The following is a 16,091-nucleotide window of genomic DNA, read 5'->3' as shown; positions in this document are numbered from 1 at the left end:
AAGCAAGATTTTATGATCAAGAATAATCTGTGCTGTATTATAGATTCTATTGAAGGGGGCCTTGTAAAGGGGTGGGCTCATGATCCGGCCGCCCCGAATTCTTCATTGAAGGCTATTATTGTTTTGGATGGGCAGGAAATACAGCGTATTACCTGTGATGAATCGCGTCCCGACGTTTCTGCTGCGGGTTTCCCTCACGCACTGGTCGGCTTCACGATTAGTGTCCCTGGCCGTTTTAGAGACGGAGAAACTCATTATTTTGAAATGATGACAGAAGGAGGGATCTCCGTCCCGCTTTTGTCGAATAATGTACTGAACGCTTCTGTTTCTTTTCAGATGAGTTGGGTTCCCGAATTTAGAAGTTCCATTGATGGTTATCAGCGTGGTGCTTTCCGGGGCTGGATTTTGGAAAATACAGCGGAAGATCCGAAACAATTCGTTGGTAATTCCCAGCTGCGCGTGGAATGTGAGGGACAGACAGTCGCTCTGCTGCGTGCCAATCGTTATCGCAGTGATGTCGGACGTGCGCTCAGTGCGGATCCACGCTGTGGTTTCGAATACAGGCCTGTCTTTCCAGTTGCCAAACCATTCAGTCAGACATTCCGTTTTTTTAAAATGCCGGAAAATATCGAGCTGGATGGCAGTCCATATGTGACGTCTATTCTGACCGATAAGCAGGAAGCAAGTATTGTCGAAATATCTGATATGGTTGCAACTTTGCACCGTCAGCTGACGGCATTACGAACCCAGATTGAAGATCTGCTGCCAACGTATCGATATAATATTGATGATTATGATACCTGGGCAAGAAAATATACGAAGGCTCTTAATGATTCTTCGATGATCCGTCTGGATTCACGGCGTAAAACTGCTCAACTGGTCAGTATAATTTGTCCTGTCTACAAACCGCGCCTGTCTGATTTTGCTCTGGCTGTCGAGTCTGTCATCGCGCAGACATATCAGAACTGGGAACTGATACTGATTGATGATTGCAGCGAAGAAGCAAATTTAAAGAATCTGCTGCAACAGTTTGCGCAGGCTGATTCCCGTATCAAGCATCTGACCACTCGAAAGAACAGTGGTATCAGCGAAGCCAGTAATCTGGGCCTCAAAGCTGCGAATGGCAGCTGGATCGCATTTCTTGACCATGATGATCTTCTTGAGGCCAGCGCACTGGATATCATGATTGCCGCCGCAGAGGCCACTGGTGCGAAACTGCTTTACAGCGACGAAGATAAAATTGACGATAGCGGGTTTTTCAGAGATCCGGCCTTCAAGCCGGACTGGAACTATCGTCTTTTACTTGAGGTAAACTATATCTGTCATTTCGTTCTTGTGCAGCGGGATGTCATCAATAGTGCAGGTCCTTTCAACAAGCAGTTCGATGGTGCGCAGGACCATGACATGCTGTTGCGGATTGCGGAACGTCTGGAACCATCGGAAGTATTCCATGTTCCTGAAATTCTGTACCATTGGCGTATTACACCCGGTTCAACTGCGGGCGATATCGGTGCAAAGCCATATGCGATTGAAGCCGGGCTTCAATGTGTGTCGCGGCATCTGGAGCGCCGCGGTCTTAAGGCAGATGTGTCAACCAGATATGGAATGACACTTTACAAAATTGATTGGGAAACGAATAACAGCCCGAGTGTCAGTATTGTCATTCCTTTCAAGGATCAGATTGACGTTACACTGAATTGTATCAAAAATATTATCGAAAAAACTCATTATACCAATTATCAGATTGTGTTGGTTGATAATTGGTCTACCGATCCGAATATGTCGCTTTTGCAGGATTATGTCGCAGCACATTCCAATATTAAAATAATCCGACAAGAAATACCGTTTAATTATTCTCTTCTCAATAATATTGCCTGTGCTTCTTATCCTGCAGACTATTATGTATTTTTAAACAACGATTTATTTGTCCTTACTTCTGATTGGCTATATCGTCTTGTTGCAGAGGCAGAGGTTGATCCTCGGGTCGGGGCAGTTGGTGGAAAATTTGTTTATCCGAATGGCACCATTCAACACGGCGGCGTTATATTGGGTATAGGTGGGGTGGCTGGGCATGTGCATACCGGCTTACCTGGCGATGAAGGTGGATATGGAGGAAGGGCCAATTTTACACAGGAAATGTCGGCCGTGACAGCAGCCGGTATGCTGGTAAGGGCCAAGGCATTTCATGAAATTGGCTGTTTTGATGAATCAAAGTTGGCTGTTGCGTTTAATGATATTGATCTCTGCCTGAGATTAAGGGCGGCCGGATATACAATTATCTACACCCCTGAATTTTTTGCAGAGCACCATGAGTCCCTGAGCCGAGGGGATGATGTGCGCCCAGCTCAGGAGCGCAGATTTTTCAAGGAAACCCAAATCATGCTGGAAAGGTGGGGGGAGGTGTTAAGTCATGATCCGTTCTTTAATCCGCACTTTTCGACCAGCATGCAGCCCTTTCATGCACTTAATGATCCGGAACCTGTGATCTGGCACTGGCTGGAGAGTATTTCAGCCAGAGATATTCTGAAAAAACGCTCTGTTCTCTCTGATGACTCTAAAATTGTGATTAATATTTAGTTTGGGTCCGGACAATGACTTCTTACTCTGGCGAGATTGTTGCAATGAAAGCGCTTGTCCTTGGACATGTAAGCAATTTGGTCAATGAATTGCTTAACAGCATGCCTGGGGGCAGGTGGGATATTTCTTCAACACAGGATTCTCCAGAGCTGGTCAAGAACCTTCAGGATAATGATTGTAATCTGGTTATCATTGAGGGGGCTGGTTTATCTTTGCCTCCGGATGTTGCAGTAGGTCAGGTACGACTCATAGACGAGACAATTCCCATTATTGTGCTGGGTGTGGGAGATGTTGAGGTAAGAGTAAGGTGTCTGACGGAAGGGGCTGATGAGGTCTTTCCGAAGGATGTAATCGCGAAGGAGCTTCAAGCACGCATCATGGTGCGTATGAAAGTTCCCAGCCGGTGGACTTTGCACCGGGAATTACAGGTCGGGCAGGTTCTGCTGGATGTGCAGCGTCGTACAGCCAGGGTTGGACAGGAATACCTTACTCTGACGCCGCAGGAATTCTCATTGCTGCATATACTTGCGCAGAACGCAGGTGATGCCTGCTCCATTGCATTGATCATGAGACATCTCAGCCCTAATACCACGGTACGTGATCCTACTTTGGTGCGGGTCAATGTTTGCCGTTTGCGACAGAAACTGTCAGCCGTTCATTCTGGTCTGGCAATTTTTTCTGTCAGAAAGCAGGGCTATCGTCTGGTTGCAGAGCAAAAAGAAGAAGCTGCAGCCTGACGGCACCTTAAAATTCAATATTAAAATGAGAAAATTCTATTTTATTTTATAAAATCTAAAAGAAATTTTTGTATTTTCTTTTATTTTATATTTTGTTTCACGAAAATTTCCAACCCATCTTGGTTATGATCAGCCACCACGACTGTTGCCTGGCAGGTGGGGGTGATGCCGTGTGATTTTTTGGGAGGAAGGATATACATAAAAGATCCAGAAATCTGCTATCCGGCAGCACTCTGGATCATGTGGTGGGAATGGAAGTGGCCAGGTGACAAGACCGCCTCGTGCTTTCTGGAGTGACTGGCGCACTGTTATGATTGGAACAGGGCGCAAAATGATTGGTGACCAGATGTCGCTGATCGCGGCTGGCTGCGCATTTTATGCCACGCTGGCATTGTTCCCGACCATGACCATGTTGATTTTTGTGTATGGTCTGTTGCTCGATCCCGCCACGATCAGGCCGCAACTTGATCATCTGCCAGAACTATTGCCCCCTGGTGCCTTTGAGCTGGTTGAAAACCGGATCGACTGGCTTGTTGCTCAACCTCGGAAGACACTTGGTTTTGGTGCTCTGTTCAGTGGGGGCTTTGCATTCTGGTCGTCCTCGACCGGCATCAAAGCCATGATGTCTGCCCTGAACATTGCGTATGAGGAAAAAGAAAGCCGCTCGTTCCTGCGTGTCCAGGTGATCGGATTGCTAATGACACTGGCAGCGCTGCTGGCGGGGGCTGTCTCATTGGCTTTTCTGGTGGCACTGCCTGCCATTCTCTCCTTTACCGGCATGTCAGGATATAGGGAGTATCTGACCAGAACAGGAGGCATAGGCCTGCTGCTGCTGTTTCTGCTGTTCTCGATATCTCTGCTTTATCGGTATGGCCCCTGTCGGAGGAAGGTGACATGGCGCTGGATGACGGCAGGGTCGGTGGTTGCATCCTTGCTGTTTGTCATCGTTTCTCTGCTGGTGAGCCTGTATATTGCCCGGCTGGCGCTTTATGATGCCACTTATGGGCCGTTAAGCGCGGTTGTCGGCACCATGATATGGTTCTGGTCCGTTATTTACGCGATTTTGCTGGGTGCGGAGTTGAATCGGGTGCTTGAATTGCGGGCAGACGCAAAAAAATCCGAACAATGAGTGTATCCAGATACTCAGTCAGACGTTTGCGCTTCCGGTATGAGTGGGGGAGTGAGGCGGTGGATTGGTTTTGGATATGGACGCAATGAGCGGGACGATAGCGGTTAGTCCAGTCTTGTCAGATGGTCAGCCCCCCTCTGACAGTCGACAAAAGCAGGGAGAATCTGCTCTTCTCGACAAGTTGAATTTTTTTCTTGCTGATGTGCGGGATGGTCTGGGGCCTTACCTTGCCGTGTACCTGTTGTCGGCTTCGGGCAGGGACGGGCGCTGGGACGAGTCCAGTGTCGGGCTGGTGCTGACCATCAGTGGTGTTGTCGGGCTGGTTGCGCAAACCCCTGCCGGAGCACTGGTTGATCGCAGTCGAAACAAACCCCGCCTGCTGGCTGTCGCGATCTTGCTGGTAACGCTCAGCACTTTGCTGCTGCCCTTTATGTCCGGTTTGCCGCTGGTGACGCTGACCCAATCTATGGCCGCCGTGGCGGGGGCGATTTTCGCCCCTGTTATTGCGGCGATGACGCTGGGTCTGGTGGGAACGGATGGGTTTGCCAGGCGGATCGGGCGTAACGAGTCTTTCAATCATCTCGGGAATGCAGTCTCGGCGGCAATTGCCGGGCTTCTGGCGTGGCATTACGGCCCGGTCGTGGTGTTCTGGCTGATGGGCCTACTGGCCATTGCCGGACTGGTAACGGTGCTGAGGATTGATAACCGGCATATAGACAATGATCTGGCCAACGGGGGGGAAGCCAATGGAATGGATGGGGCCGCTCTGAAGGATCAGGCATCGCCAGGCCTATGGCGGATTCTGGCGGATCATCCTGGCCTGATGACCTTTGCCGTGCTGGTGTTTTTGTTCCATCTGGCCAATGCGGCCATGCTTACCTCGGTCAGTCAGCTTCTGATGCGGGAGGTCGGAAAGGATATGGCGACCTCTCTGGCGGCAGCCTGTATTGTTGCCGCCCAGATGGTGATGGTGCCGGTGGCGATGCTGGTGGGGCGGTTTGTCGATCGTATCGGCACGCGCCCGATCTTTCTGTTGGCATTCGGTATTCTGGCGCTGCGTGGGATGCTGTATCCGCTTTCAGGTAATCCATGGTGGCTATTGGGGGTGCAATTGCTGGATGGGGTGGGCGCCGGGATATTCGGGGCCTTGTTCCCGGTGGTGGTAGCCGATCTGACGAAGGGAACCGGGCGGTTCAATATCAGCCAGGGCGCCGTGGCGACGGCACAGGGCATTGGTGCTGCCCTGAGTGCCGGTGTGGCGGGGCTGATTATCGTCAAAGCCGGTTATTCCGTGGCGTTTTTCTCGCTGGCTGGTGTGGCTGGACTGGGCTTTGTCCTGTACGCCCTGCTGATGCCTGAAACCCGGCACCTGTGATGAACGGTTCTGTTTGGGCTACGCTGGTCCTGTGCGTTGCAGTGACCGCAGGGATCGTTGTGCGACCGTTCCGCCTGCCGGAGGCAGTCTGGGCCTTGCTGGGGGCATGTATCCTCGCCGTTACGGGTCTGCTGCCACTGTCTGAGGTGGGGAAGGGCGTGATCAGGGGGGCGGATGTTTACGGGTTTCTGATCGGGATGATGCTGCTGTCGGAAGTGGCGCGGCGGGAAGGGGTGTTCGACTGGATCGCCGTCAACGCCGTCAATCATGCCCGTGGATCACCAGTCAGGTTGTTTGCTCTGGTGTATGGCGCCGGTGTGATCGTGACGACTTTTCTCTCCAACGATGCGACGGCGGTGGTGATGACGCCCGCCGTTTATGCGGTGGCAAAGCGGGCGGGCGCCAGGCCGTTGCCTCTGTTGTTCTGCTGTGTCACGGTGGCCAACGCGGCGAGCTTCGTGCTGCCGATTTCCAATCCCGCCAATCTGGTGTTTTTCAATGGCGCAATGCCGTTATTGTCGGTCTGGCTGGCTTCTTTCGGTCTGCCGGCTCTGGGGGCCGTGCTGGCAGGATATGGCGGGTTATATATTATTTTCCGCCGCACGCTGGCCGAGGCTGAAAGTGAAAGCAATGTCCCGCAGGAGCCTTTATCGACCGGCGGGCGGACGGCTTTATGCGCCCTGATCCTGACGGCTTTCGGGCTGGTGACGGTCTCGGCGCTTGATCTGCCGCTGGGGCTGCCGACCCTGATCGCGGGATTGGCAAGCATGGGTCTGGTTTCCGCCATCACCGGCACATCGCCCCTGTCTTTTCTGAAGCATGTCTCATGGAGTGCCATTCTGCTGGTCGCCGGGCTGTTTGTACTGGTGCAGGCCTTGGGTCATATCGGAGCCGTCGCAGCGATCGCTGATCTGTTATGCCGTGGAGCACAGGCGAATACATCGGCGACGGCCATGATCTCATCTGTGTTGCTGGCCCTGATCAGCAACGTCACCAACAATCTGCCCGCCGGACTGATCGCTGGTACGGCGGCATTGCAGGCTCAGCCGCCACAGCTGATCTCCGATGCATTGCTGATCGGGGGCGATCTTGGGCCGAGTCTGGCGATCACCGGTTCCCTGGCCAGTCTGCTTTGGCTCAACGCAATCCGGCGCGAGGGGGAGGAAGTCACATTCGGCGCCTTTCTGCGGGTGGGGCTGGTGGTGATGCCTGCGATGCTGTCGGTGGCGCTCGGGTTGCGTCTGGCACTTGGATAGCGTTGTCGGAGGCAACAAACCCGTGCTGATGGCAGCGGGTTATGGCAGCGGGCTGGATTTGCGATCCGGGCCAGACCCTGCTTCAACAGATAAAAGCGATCGGCAAGGCGCACAGGCCGGTATCGTCAATTGAGGTCGTCCGAGGGTGGGATGAAGGGTTTGAAAGCTGCGATCATGGGGGTGATGGTGCTGCTGTGGCAGGCCGGCCCCGTCCGGGCGGAGACGACGCCGGATGCGACACCCGCACCCGCTGCCACAGCTCAGCCGGGTTCCGGTCAGGTTGATTCGCCCTCTGCTCCGTGGCCGCGTCCCGATTCCCAGCCCGAGCAGCCGAAGGCGCTGGTGTTATCTCCTGTAGAGCCGGTGCCCCCTGCGCCGGAGGCCCTTGTGATGCCGAAAGCGCCGACCCGGCATGTGCCCGCGAAAGTGGCGCAGGGCGTATTGGGGCAGGAGGTGCACGACACGGATGGCAAAAGTATTGGCCGTATGGCGGATGTGATTGTCGACGCGAAAGGCGTGCCTGTCGCAGCTCTGATTGATGTCGGCGGATTTCTGGGGGTGGGAGACCGGCGGATTGCCATTGAATGGAAGCAGCTTGCCTTTTCGCCGGATAATCCGCAGCGCAGCATCGTGTTGAAGATGACGACGGATGAGCTGAAGTCCGCCCCGGAATACAAGGATGGTGAAGGTGGGGCGGTGCTGACGCCCAGTGAAACCGTCCCGCCTGCTGCACAGAAAGATCATTCATCCGGCCAAAATGACGTGTCTCCCCCTCAGGATGGGCATCCTTCCGATGGTTCCGGCCAGACATCGCCTGCGGCCCCACCGCCTGCTACGGGCGATGCAGCTGATCATCCCTGAACGATCAAGAGCAGCATCTTTTGACGGTTTTTCAGCATATCTCCGAGAACAGGGAGGTTGCCGGAGCATCCTCTCCGGCAGATCGGCGCAGCCGGATCGGCCTGGATCTGTTTGTTTTTTTCGTGGCCAATCTCCAGACCGGGTTCGGACCGTTCGTCGCCGTGTATCTAGCATCCCATCGCTGGACCCAGACTGATATCGGGCTGGCATTGAGTGTCGGTACCTTTGCCTCGATGCTCAGCCAGTTGCCGGGGGGATGGGCGGTGGATGCCATGCCGCAGAAACGGCTGGCTGCCTTCCTGCCGACCATCGCAATGACCTTTTGCGCCTTGTTGTTCGCGTTTTTTCCCGGACGCTTGCCGATTATGCTGGCCGAGGTGCTGCATGGTTTTGCCACCTGTATGCTGGTGCCTGCGATTGCGGCAATGTCGCTGGCGCTGGTGCCTGCATCGCGGATCGGCGAGCGGTTCGGGCGCAATGCCCGCTGGGGGTCGATCGGTAACGGGCTGGCAGCGGGGGCGATGGGGCTGATTGGCACCTATATCTCTAATCGCGCCGTGTTCATCCTGACGGCATTGCTGACCCTGCCTGCCTTGTTCTCCCTTTTGATGATCCGTCCCGCCCGGGACCATGAGAATGGAGCACAGGCTGCCCAAAAGAAAACCGGTGTGCCGTTGAGGGTGCTGTTCACGGACAGGCGGTTGCTGATTTTCGCCGCTTGCTCGGCTTTGTTTCAGCTTTCCAATGCTGCCTTGTTACCGCTGGTCGGCGGTGCGGCGACGGAGCGCAGTGGCCCTGATGCCAGTCTGATCATTGCGGCCTGTATCGTGGTACCGCAGATCGTAGTGGCGCTGTTTTCCCCTTGGGTTGGACGGGCGGCGGACCGGATCGGTCGTCGGACTGTCCTGCTGATCGGATTTCTGGCACTGCCCATCCGCGCCCTGTTATTCGCCGGGATCAGCCATGACTGGTTTATCGTGCCACTTCAGATGCTGGACGGGGTGAGTGCCGCCGTGTTCGGTGTGCTGATGCCGTTGATCGTGGCGGATATCACCTATGGATCGGGGCGGTTTAATCTCAGCGTTGGAATGGTGGGGCTGGCCGGAGGGGTCGGTGCTACGATCAGCACCACAATGGCGGGAGCGGTTTCTGACCGGTTTGGCCTGTCGGCAGCCTTTCTTGTGCTATCACTGGCTGGTGCCGCCGGTGCGGCGCTGGTACGTTTCGGCATGCCGGAAACCGGAAAGCTGGTACGGAACAATGCGCAGACCTCTGCAAAACCTGTTGCTTGAAAGCGGTCGGCAGGCATGGTTTCTGACGGAATGACATCCTCGATTGTTTCAGCCCCTCTCTGCTCCGGCCTGAGCGGAGCTGCCCGTCTGGCCGGTGTGATCGGCTGGCCGGTCCAGCACAGCCGGTCGCCGAAACTGCATGGTCACTGGCTGGCGCGCTATCGCATTGACGGAGCCTATGTACCGCTGGCCGTGCCGCCGGAGCGGTTTGAAACCGCGGTGCGGGGGTTGGTTGCCTGTGGTTTTCGCGGGGCCAATGTCACTATTCCTCACAAGCAGGCGGCGCTTGCACTGTGTGATGAGGTGGAAGATCAGGCGCTTCTGGCCGGTGCGGTCAATACGCTGGTGTTCGAGAATGAGCGTATTATCGGCCGTAATACGGACGGGGACGGGTTCATCGCCAATGTGCGGGATCACGGTATCGATCCGTCCGCCGGGCCGGTGCTGCTGTTCGGTGCCGGGGGTGCGGCACGCGGGATTGCCGCGGCCCTGAGTGCATGGGTGCCAGTGACGCTCTGCGCCCGCCGTGATGAGGCGGCGGCAGAACTTGCGGCGTTGCTGCCCAATGTTTCTGCCGTGCCGTGGTCCCGACGGGAAGACGTGCTGAAAGAGCATGCGCTGGTGGTGAATACCACCGCGGCGGGTATGGAGGGACATCCGGCGCTGGAGATTGATCTGTCACGCGCGCCGGACGGGCTGGCCGTTGCGGATATCGTTTATACGCCGCTGGAAACGCCCTTGCTGCATGCGGCCCGTTTGCGTGGATTGCCTGTCGCTGAGGGGCTGGGCATGCTGCTGCATCAGGCGAGGCCGGGTTTCCGGTCCTGGTTCGGCGTGGAACCGGAGGTCGATGATGCGCTCCGCACGGCGGTGCTGGCCGGCTAGGCTGATGAGGAAGCCTGCTGATATGCCAATGGGCATGCCAACGGGCATGACGGTGATAGGACTGACCGGCGGTATGGGGGCCGGGAAATCGACTGCTGCCTGTATGATGCGCCGCATGGGAATACCGGTTTTCGATGCGGATGCTGCCGTGCATCGGCTTCAGGCAGCGGGAGGCGCCGCCCTGCCGGCGATTGCCGCCCGGTTTCCTCAGGCAGTACGGCAGGATAGTGCCGCCGGTCATGCCCGATGGGTGCTGGACCGGCCTGTATTGCGGCGGATCGTTTCGACCTCTCCGGATGCGCTTTCAGTACTGGAAGCGATCATGCATCCGCTGCTGATGAGGCAGGCACGCAACTTTCTGCATCAGGCGCGGCGGCGGCAGAAACGGCACGTGGTGCTGGATGTGCCCCTGCTGTTCGAAGCCGGATGGGATCGGCTATGTGATGCGGTGATCGTGGTCACAGCGCCCCCCCCTGTGCAAATTGCCCGCATCCGGGCGCGGTGTGCCATGAGTGCGGAGGAAGTGCGGGCCTTGCTGCGGCGTCAGATGCCGGATCAGGAGCGTCGCCGACGCGCTGATCATGTCATTCGTACCGGGCTGAATCGCCATGAAACCCGTCGCCAGTTGCTATCTGTCCTGAGAAAGATGAAAGCGCATGATTGAAGGAAACAGGACATGAGCCGTTCCGTTCTGTTCGATACGGAGACGACCGGGTTCGACCCTCTCACCGGGGATCGCATCCTGGAAATCGCCGCGCTGGAACTGTTCAATGATCTGCCGACCGGTAACACTTTCCATACCCTGGTCGATCCGTGCCGTGACGTGCCGGAGGAAGCGACGCGGGTGCATGGCTTTACGGCGGAGATGCTGCGGGGAAAGCCTCTGTTCGCTGATATCGTGGAGGATCTGCTGGCTTTTTTCGGTCGTGATCCTTTGATTGCGCATAATGCACCGTTCGACTTCAACTTTCTGAACGCGGAATTTGCGCGGTTGGGGAAACCGAAGCTCGATCCTGCCCGGATGATTGATACGCTGGTCATGGCAAAAGCCCGTTTTCCGGGCATGCCGAACAGTCTGGATGCGCTCTGCCGTCGCTTCAGCATCGACCTGTCCCAGCGCACCACCCATAACGCGTTGCTCGACTGCAAGCTGCTGGCGGAGGTCTACATAGAACTGACCGGAGGCCGTCAGCGCGGGCTGGGGCTGACGGAGGCCGAGCGTGCGGCCGCTGTGGCGGAATATGAACATTCGGCCAGTCGTGTGCCGCGTCCGATTATGCCGGATGAGGCAACGCTGGCGGCCCATGAAGCCTTTATCGACCGGCTGAAAGACCCGGTCTGGCGGATGGAGTAACGCTGCGCGGATCAGCCCCGTGCGTTGGTCCGCAAGGCGGTGATGGCGTTTTCATACGCATCGCGGTTGCCCTTGAATACCGCCGATCCGGCCACGAAGGTGTCGGCACCGGCCTCAACACAGGCGCGGATCGTATCGGGGGTGATGCCACCATCAACCTCCAGCCGGATCGGGCGGTTGCCGATCATGGCGCGGACGCGGCGGATTTTCTCGACCATGGCCGGGATGAAGCTCTGTCCCCCGAAGCCGGGTTCGACTGTCATCACCAGAATCAGGTCTAGCCGGTCCAGCACGTATTCAATGGCGCTTTCCGGTGTGCCGGGGCAGATCGCAACCCCGGCCTGCTTGCCGAGCTGGCGGATATGGGCCAGCGAACGATCCACATGCGGACCGGCTTCGGCATGGATGGTGATGATGTCGGAGCCTGCCTTGGCAAAGGCTTCCAGATACGGATCCGCGGGGGTGATCATCAGATGTGTATCCAGCACGCGATCGGTCAATGGCCGCAATGCCTGCACCACCGCGGGGCCGATCGTGATGTTCGGCACGAAATGCCCGTCCATCACATCCACATGAATCCAGTCGGCACCTGCATCGATGACATCGCTCACCTCGGCCCCGAGCCGGGCGAAATCGGCGGACAGGATCGAGGGAGCGATGATGATCTCGGAAGAAGTGGTCGTCATGGTTATGGGTCCGGCGGCTGGAAGGAAGGGAAGCGTTCTCAGGCCCTGTTATCGGATCCGGAGAGGGAAGGCGCAGGATGGGCAAACAGCCGTTCCCCCAGCACGTCCGGGGCTTCAAGGGTCTGAAGCTGGGCTGGAGTGACCTGCCCGCCAATGGCAACCAGACGGTTGGCTTGCCGCAGACGGGCGATATCCAGCGCGTTACGGATGGTGCGGCCGTTGCCGAAGAACGGTTCTGTCCGTCGTTGAGCGATGAAGCGGATCATGGCCTCCCGTCCGCTGTCGCTGAAACGGTAATTCTGGCGCATCAGCATTGCTTCGGCGATGTCCAGTAATTCTTCCTCATTATAATCGGGGAATTCGATATGATGGGCGATACGGCTGCGGATGCCCGCCATGCTGGAATACAGATGCTGCATTTCTCTGGTGTATCCGGTCAGGATGAACACCACATCGGCTTCCGGGCGCTCCATGACCTGTAACAGGATTTCCAGCGCTTCCTGTCCGAACCCGTTATCACCCCGCAGCAAGAAATGCGCCTGGTCGATCAGCAGGACCCCACCCGATGCACGGGCGATGGCATCCTTGGTTCTCTGGGCGGTCTGACCAATCGTGTCTGACAGCAGATCATCCGGTGTCACGCTGACCAGACGGTCGCGGCTGGTGAAACCCAGACGATAAAGCACGCCCGCCATGCGGGCGGCGACGGTGGTTTTGCCGGTGCCGGGGTTGCCGGTAAACGCCATGTTCAGGCTCGGTGCTTCGCTCATCAATCCGTGGCGGCGACGAACGTTATCGACCAGCAGCAGAGCACAGATTTCCCGCAGGCGACTTTTCACCGGCGCCAGCCCGATCATTTCATGATCGAGCGCCTCCAGCACCTCCCTCACCCCGGCGCTTTCCAGTTCCTTTTGTAGATCGATGATCGGTTCGATATCGGACACGGATGAAATGGCGGTTGCTCCGGCTTTGAAACAGGCAGCCCTTTTCAACAGCTTTGCGGCATTGAGTGCAATCCCCTGTTGCAGGAATCGGCCTTAACGCGCCTGTCGACCCCGATCCACCAGTTGCAGGATGATCGGTGTCAGAATCAACTGCATCGCCAGTTCCAGCTTGGTGCCGGGAATGGTGATGGAATTGGCCCGCGACATGGAGCTGCCTGCGATCATCGACAATAAATAGGGAAAGTCGATTCCGCGCGGGTCGCGGAACCGAATGACCACGATGGATTCATCGGCGCTTGGAATGGCGCGGGCGATGAACGGGTTGGAGGTATCGACTGTTGGTACCCGCTGAAAGTTGATGTCCGTGTGCGTGAATTGCGGGCAGATATAATGCACGTAATCCGGCATGCGTCGCAGGATCGTCTCCATGACCTGGTCGGTGGAATATTTCCGGGCCGAGCGGTCGCGGTGAATTTTCTGGATCCATTCCAGATTGATAACCGGTACAACGCCGATCTTGAGGTCGGCGGGGGCAGCTGTATTGACGCCATCCGACACCAGCGCGCCATGCAGCCCTTCATAGAACAGCAGATCGGTGTCTTCCGGCAGTGGCTCCCATTCCGTAAATGTGCCGGGGGGCTGGCCGAACTGGGCGGCCTCATCGAAATCATGAATATAGTGCCGGGTCTGCCCTGTCCCGGTCGTACCATATTGGTGAAACAGGTTTTCAAGCTGTTTCAGCAGGTTAGCGTCCGGGCCGAAATGGCTGAAATGCGGGTTGCCCTGGCGCATGGCGCGGTCTGCCTGCCGCTTCATTTCATCCCTGTCGTAACGGTGGAACGCATCCCCCTCGACATAGGCCGCGTGAATGCCTTCCCGACGGAAAATATGGTCGAAAATATTGCGCACGGAGGTCGTGCCAGCACCGGAGGAGCCGGTGACGGAAATGATGGGATGACGTTCAGACATATGCGATGGCAGACATGGATAACGGGTTTTAAACCTCTCCGGACAGGGACAGTCTCGGTCGCCGCAACCTTCCTGTAAATGCGGCTTCGTCACAAGCTGTTGAAAAAACATGGCCTGTGACCGTTTTTGGCCGCAGAACGGCGCAAAAGTAGCCTCCCCATAAGAGGTATTTATTTCCTGTTATGGTTCCATAAAGAAATTTTCAGAAAGATTTTATGGGTGAGGATGAAAAAATCTCTTCCCAAACGCGCCACAAGCGAAAATAATTCGATCCGTCTCCAATGCAGACGGGAAGGGAGGATAAGCGATGACGACTGTGCCATCTGGTCGCCCGGGCCGTTCAAGACATGTGACGGACCGCACAGCCGAGCGTGCCCGCGCCGCTTCGGCGGTTCCTGCGCCCACGACCAGCTCGGAGGCCTTGTCCCCCCGCGTCTGTGGGGAGGCGGCCATGAGTGGGGGCCGCTCCTGGTTCACGGTTCAGGGACCACGCAGCCAGCTCCGTACACGAATGGAGCAGCGGATTGAGGAGTTGGAACGCTGTGTCGCTGAACTGCGGCAGGAGCTGGAGGCTCTGCGTTCCTCCTGAAGGCTTGCCGGCTGTTCGGCTGGGTGCTTATCCCATCGCCTGACGCATGAAAAATTGCTTCAGCGGGCGCAGGCGATGTACCGCCGCAATCCCGAGATCACGTGCCAGTCTGACAGAACGGCGATCGGTGCTGAACAGCCGGTCCAGCGCGTCGGTCGCCAGCAGCATGGCGAGATTGGCGGGGCGCCGTGCCGCCTGATAGGTGGTGAGCAGTCGCGTATTCCCCATATCCTGCCCGGTGTGATGCGCCTCGATCAACAGATCGGCCAGTGTCATCGCATCCCGGAAACCGAGATTCAGGCCCTGCCCGGCAATCGGATGAATACCGTGAGCGGCGTCGCCCACCAGCAGCAGGCGTGTATCATAATAGCGATGTGCATGCAGCGCGCTGAGCGGATAGCTCCAGCGGCGGCCCAGCAACCTGATCTCCCCCAGATGATCACCCAGCCGGCGCTGTAATTCTTTCGTGTAACGCGCATCGTCCAATGTGGCGAGACGCTGTGCAACGGCGCCCCGTTCGGTCCAGACGATGGCCGAAATATGGGGAGAACCGGGAATACCGGTCATCGGCAGTTGGGCGAAGGGGCCACCGGGCAGAAAATGCTCCAGAGCAATGTTGTTGTGCGGATGCTCATGTGCCACGGCGCAGACCATGCCGATCTGGTCATATCCCAGCTTCGTGACCCGGATACCGGCTTCCTTCCGCAGCGGACTTTGTCGTCCTTCCGCGGCGATGACCAGGGCACAGCGAAGCTGCACGGGCGTTTGGCCGTGCTGGTGGATATGGATGATCACACCTTCTTCCATGCGCTGTATGTCATAGTCGGCAGGGGCAAACAAATGAATCGACGGGTCATCATGCAGCCGCTGATTCAGCGCACGGCGCAGGGCGCGGGCTTCCACCATCCAGCCGAAAGCCTGATCGCTGGTACTGTCCTGTCCCGTCTCCGCATGGTCGAAATGCAGATGCAGCGGTGAGGCCGGGCGTCCAACCTTGCCATCCGATACACGAATGCCGTGAATGGGGCAGGGCATATCCGGCAGAAGATCCCAAAGGCCTGCCTCAGCCAGAAAATTCCTGACCCCGGCAGCAATCGCATAGGCCCTGCCATCGAAGGCCGGATGCTCCATGGGCGGCAAGGATGCCTTATCGATGATCGCAACACGCAGCCCCGCAGCCGCCAGCCGACAGGCGAGAGTCCCACCCACCGGACCCGCCCCTACGATGCAGAGATCGGCTTCCAGCAAAGTGTTTTCAGAAGAAGGCGGGATGTCAGGCAGTGCGTGGACCATCAGATATATCGTTTCCCGTTCAAACCGGATCGTTCGTAAAACGAGCGATCAGGGTCTTGAATTGCGTACAAAATGGGCAGTCTGTTGCAGTTCTCTGATTATTATAGGTTCATCCGTCGGTAAATGCAGGGATGAAACGTCCCG

General features: G+C 56.9%; 15 protein-coding genes. 11 read left to right on the top strand and 4 right to left on the bottom strand.

Annotation, left to right across the window (positions count from 1 at the left end; genetic code table 11):
- Positions 1-12: 12 nt before the first annotated feature.
- The 10 genes from GBCGDNIH1_RS23270 to dnaQ all read left to right on the top strand — a co-directional run bounded on the left by GBCGDNIH1_RS23270 (position 13) and on the right by dnaQ (position 11,466).
- A complete protein-coding gene (locus GBCGDNIH1_RS23270; RefSeq protein ID WP_011632852.1) occupies positions 13-2,577 on the top strand; it encodes a glycosyltransferase family 2 protein in 2,565 nt (854 codons plus the stop codon).
- A gap of 14 nt (positions 2,578-2,591) precedes the next feature.
- Positions 2,592-3,314: a response regulator transcription factor gene (locus GBCGDNIH1_RS23265; protein WP_011632851.1), complete on the top strand. Its 723-nt coding sequence runs from the start codon at positions 2,592-2,594 to the stop codon at positions 3,312-3,314.
- 265 nt (positions 3,315-3,579) lie between these two features.
- Entirely contained in the window at positions 3,580-4,443 is an 864-nt protein-coding gene (locus GBCGDNIH1_RS23260; RefSeq protein ID WP_011632849.1) for a YihY/virulence factor BrkB family protein, read from the top strand.
- A gap of 85 nt (positions 4,444-4,528) precedes the next feature.
- Entirely contained in the window at positions 4,529-5,818 is a 1,290-nt protein-coding gene (locus GBCGDNIH1_RS23255; RefSeq protein ID WP_095206543.1) for an MFS transporter, read from the top strand.
- Positions 5,818-7,074, top strand: a complete 1,257-nt coding sequence (locus GBCGDNIH1_RS23250; RefSeq protein ID WP_043453147.1) for an arsenic transporter — start codon at positions 5,818-5,820, stop codon at positions 7,072-7,074. Before GBCGDNIH1_RS23255 ends, GBCGDNIH1_RS23250 begins: the two co-directional genes overlap by 1 nt.
- Before the next feature lie 159 nt (positions 7,075-7,233).
- Positions 7,234-7,935 (top strand): PRC-barrel domain-containing protein, encoded by a 702-nt coding sequence (locus GBCGDNIH1_RS23245; protein ID WP_157692033.1) that lies wholly within the window; start codon positions 7,234-7,236, stop codon positions 7,933-7,935.
- Positions 7,936-7,955: 20 nt separating this feature from the next.
- A complete protein-coding gene (locus GBCGDNIH1_RS23240) occupies positions 7,956-9,227 on the top strand; it encodes an MFS transporter (RefSeq protein WP_011632845.1) in 1,272 nt (423 codons plus the stop codon).
- Positions 9,228-9,257: 30 nt separating this feature from the next.
- Positions 9,258-10,112, top strand: coding sequence for a shikimate dehydrogenase (locus GBCGDNIH1_RS23235; RefSeq protein ID WP_043453145.1), 855 nt, complete (start codon positions 9,258-9,260; stop codon positions 10,110-10,112).
- A 22-nt stretch (positions 10,113-10,134) separates the two neighbouring features.
- Positions 10,135-10,776, top strand: a complete 642-nt coding sequence (gene coaE, locus GBCGDNIH1_RS23230; RefSeq protein ID WP_011632843.1) for a dephospho-CoA kinase — start codon at positions 10,135-10,137, stop codon at positions 10,774-10,776.
- A 12-nt stretch (positions 10,777-10,788) separates the two neighbouring features.
- Entirely contained in the window at positions 10,789-11,466 is a 678-nt protein-coding gene (gene dnaQ / locus GBCGDNIH1_RS23225) for a DNA polymerase III subunit epsilon (protein ID WP_011632842.1), read from the top strand.
- Between the two features lie 11 nt (positions 11,467-11,477).
- Here the strand turns inward: dnaQ and rpe are convergent, their stop codons facing one another.
- The 3 genes from rpe to GBCGDNIH1_RS23210 form a co-directional block, all read right to left on the bottom strand.
- Complete coding sequence (gene rpe, locus GBCGDNIH1_RS23220; protein ID WP_011632841.1) at positions 11,478-12,152, bottom strand: ribulose-phosphate 3-epimerase; 675 nt, start codon at positions 12,150-12,152, stop codon at positions 11,478-11,480.
- 38 nt (positions 12,153-12,190) lie between these two features.
- Positions 12,191-13,096 carry an AAA family ATPase gene (locus tag GBCGDNIH1_RS23215; protein WP_196768591.1) on the bottom strand — a complete coding sequence of 302 codons (906 nt, stop codon included), beginning with the start codon at positions 13,094-13,096 and terminating at the stop codon, positions 12,191-12,193.
- A gap of 93 nt (positions 13,097-13,189) precedes the next feature.
- Entirely contained in the window at positions 13,190-14,065 is an 876-nt protein-coding gene (locus GBCGDNIH1_RS23210; RefSeq protein ID WP_025318461.1) for a phosphoribulokinase, read from the bottom strand.
- A 307-nt stretch (positions 14,066-14,372) separates the two neighbouring features.
- Here GBCGDNIH1_RS23210 and GBCGDNIH1_RS23205 point away from each other — a divergent pair, with 307 nt between their 5' ends.
- A complete protein-coding gene (locus tag GBCGDNIH1_RS23205) occupies positions 14,373-14,654 on the top strand; it encodes a hypothetical protein (protein ID WP_025287443.1) in 282 nt (93 codons plus the stop codon).
- Between the two features lie 27 nt (positions 14,655-14,681).
- Here GBCGDNIH1_RS23205 and GBCGDNIH1_RS23200 read toward each other — a convergent pair whose 3' ends face one another.
- Positions 14,682-15,947 (bottom strand): UbiH/UbiF/VisC/COQ6 family ubiquinone biosynthesis hydroxylase, encoded by a 1,266-nt coding sequence (locus tag GBCGDNIH1_RS23200; RefSeq protein ID WP_011632837.1) that lies wholly within the window; start codon positions 15,945-15,947, stop codon positions 14,682-14,684.
- Between the last annotated feature and the right edge of the window lie 144 nt (positions 15,948-16,091).

This window comes from Granulibacter bethesdensis CGDNIH1 (genome assembly GCF_000014285.2).
Classification (GTDB): Bacteria; Pseudomonadota; Alphaproteobacteria; order Acetobacterales; family Acetobacteraceae; genus Granulibacter; species Granulibacter bethesdensis.
This window is presented reverse-complemented; position numbering and strand designations above follow the sequence as displayed.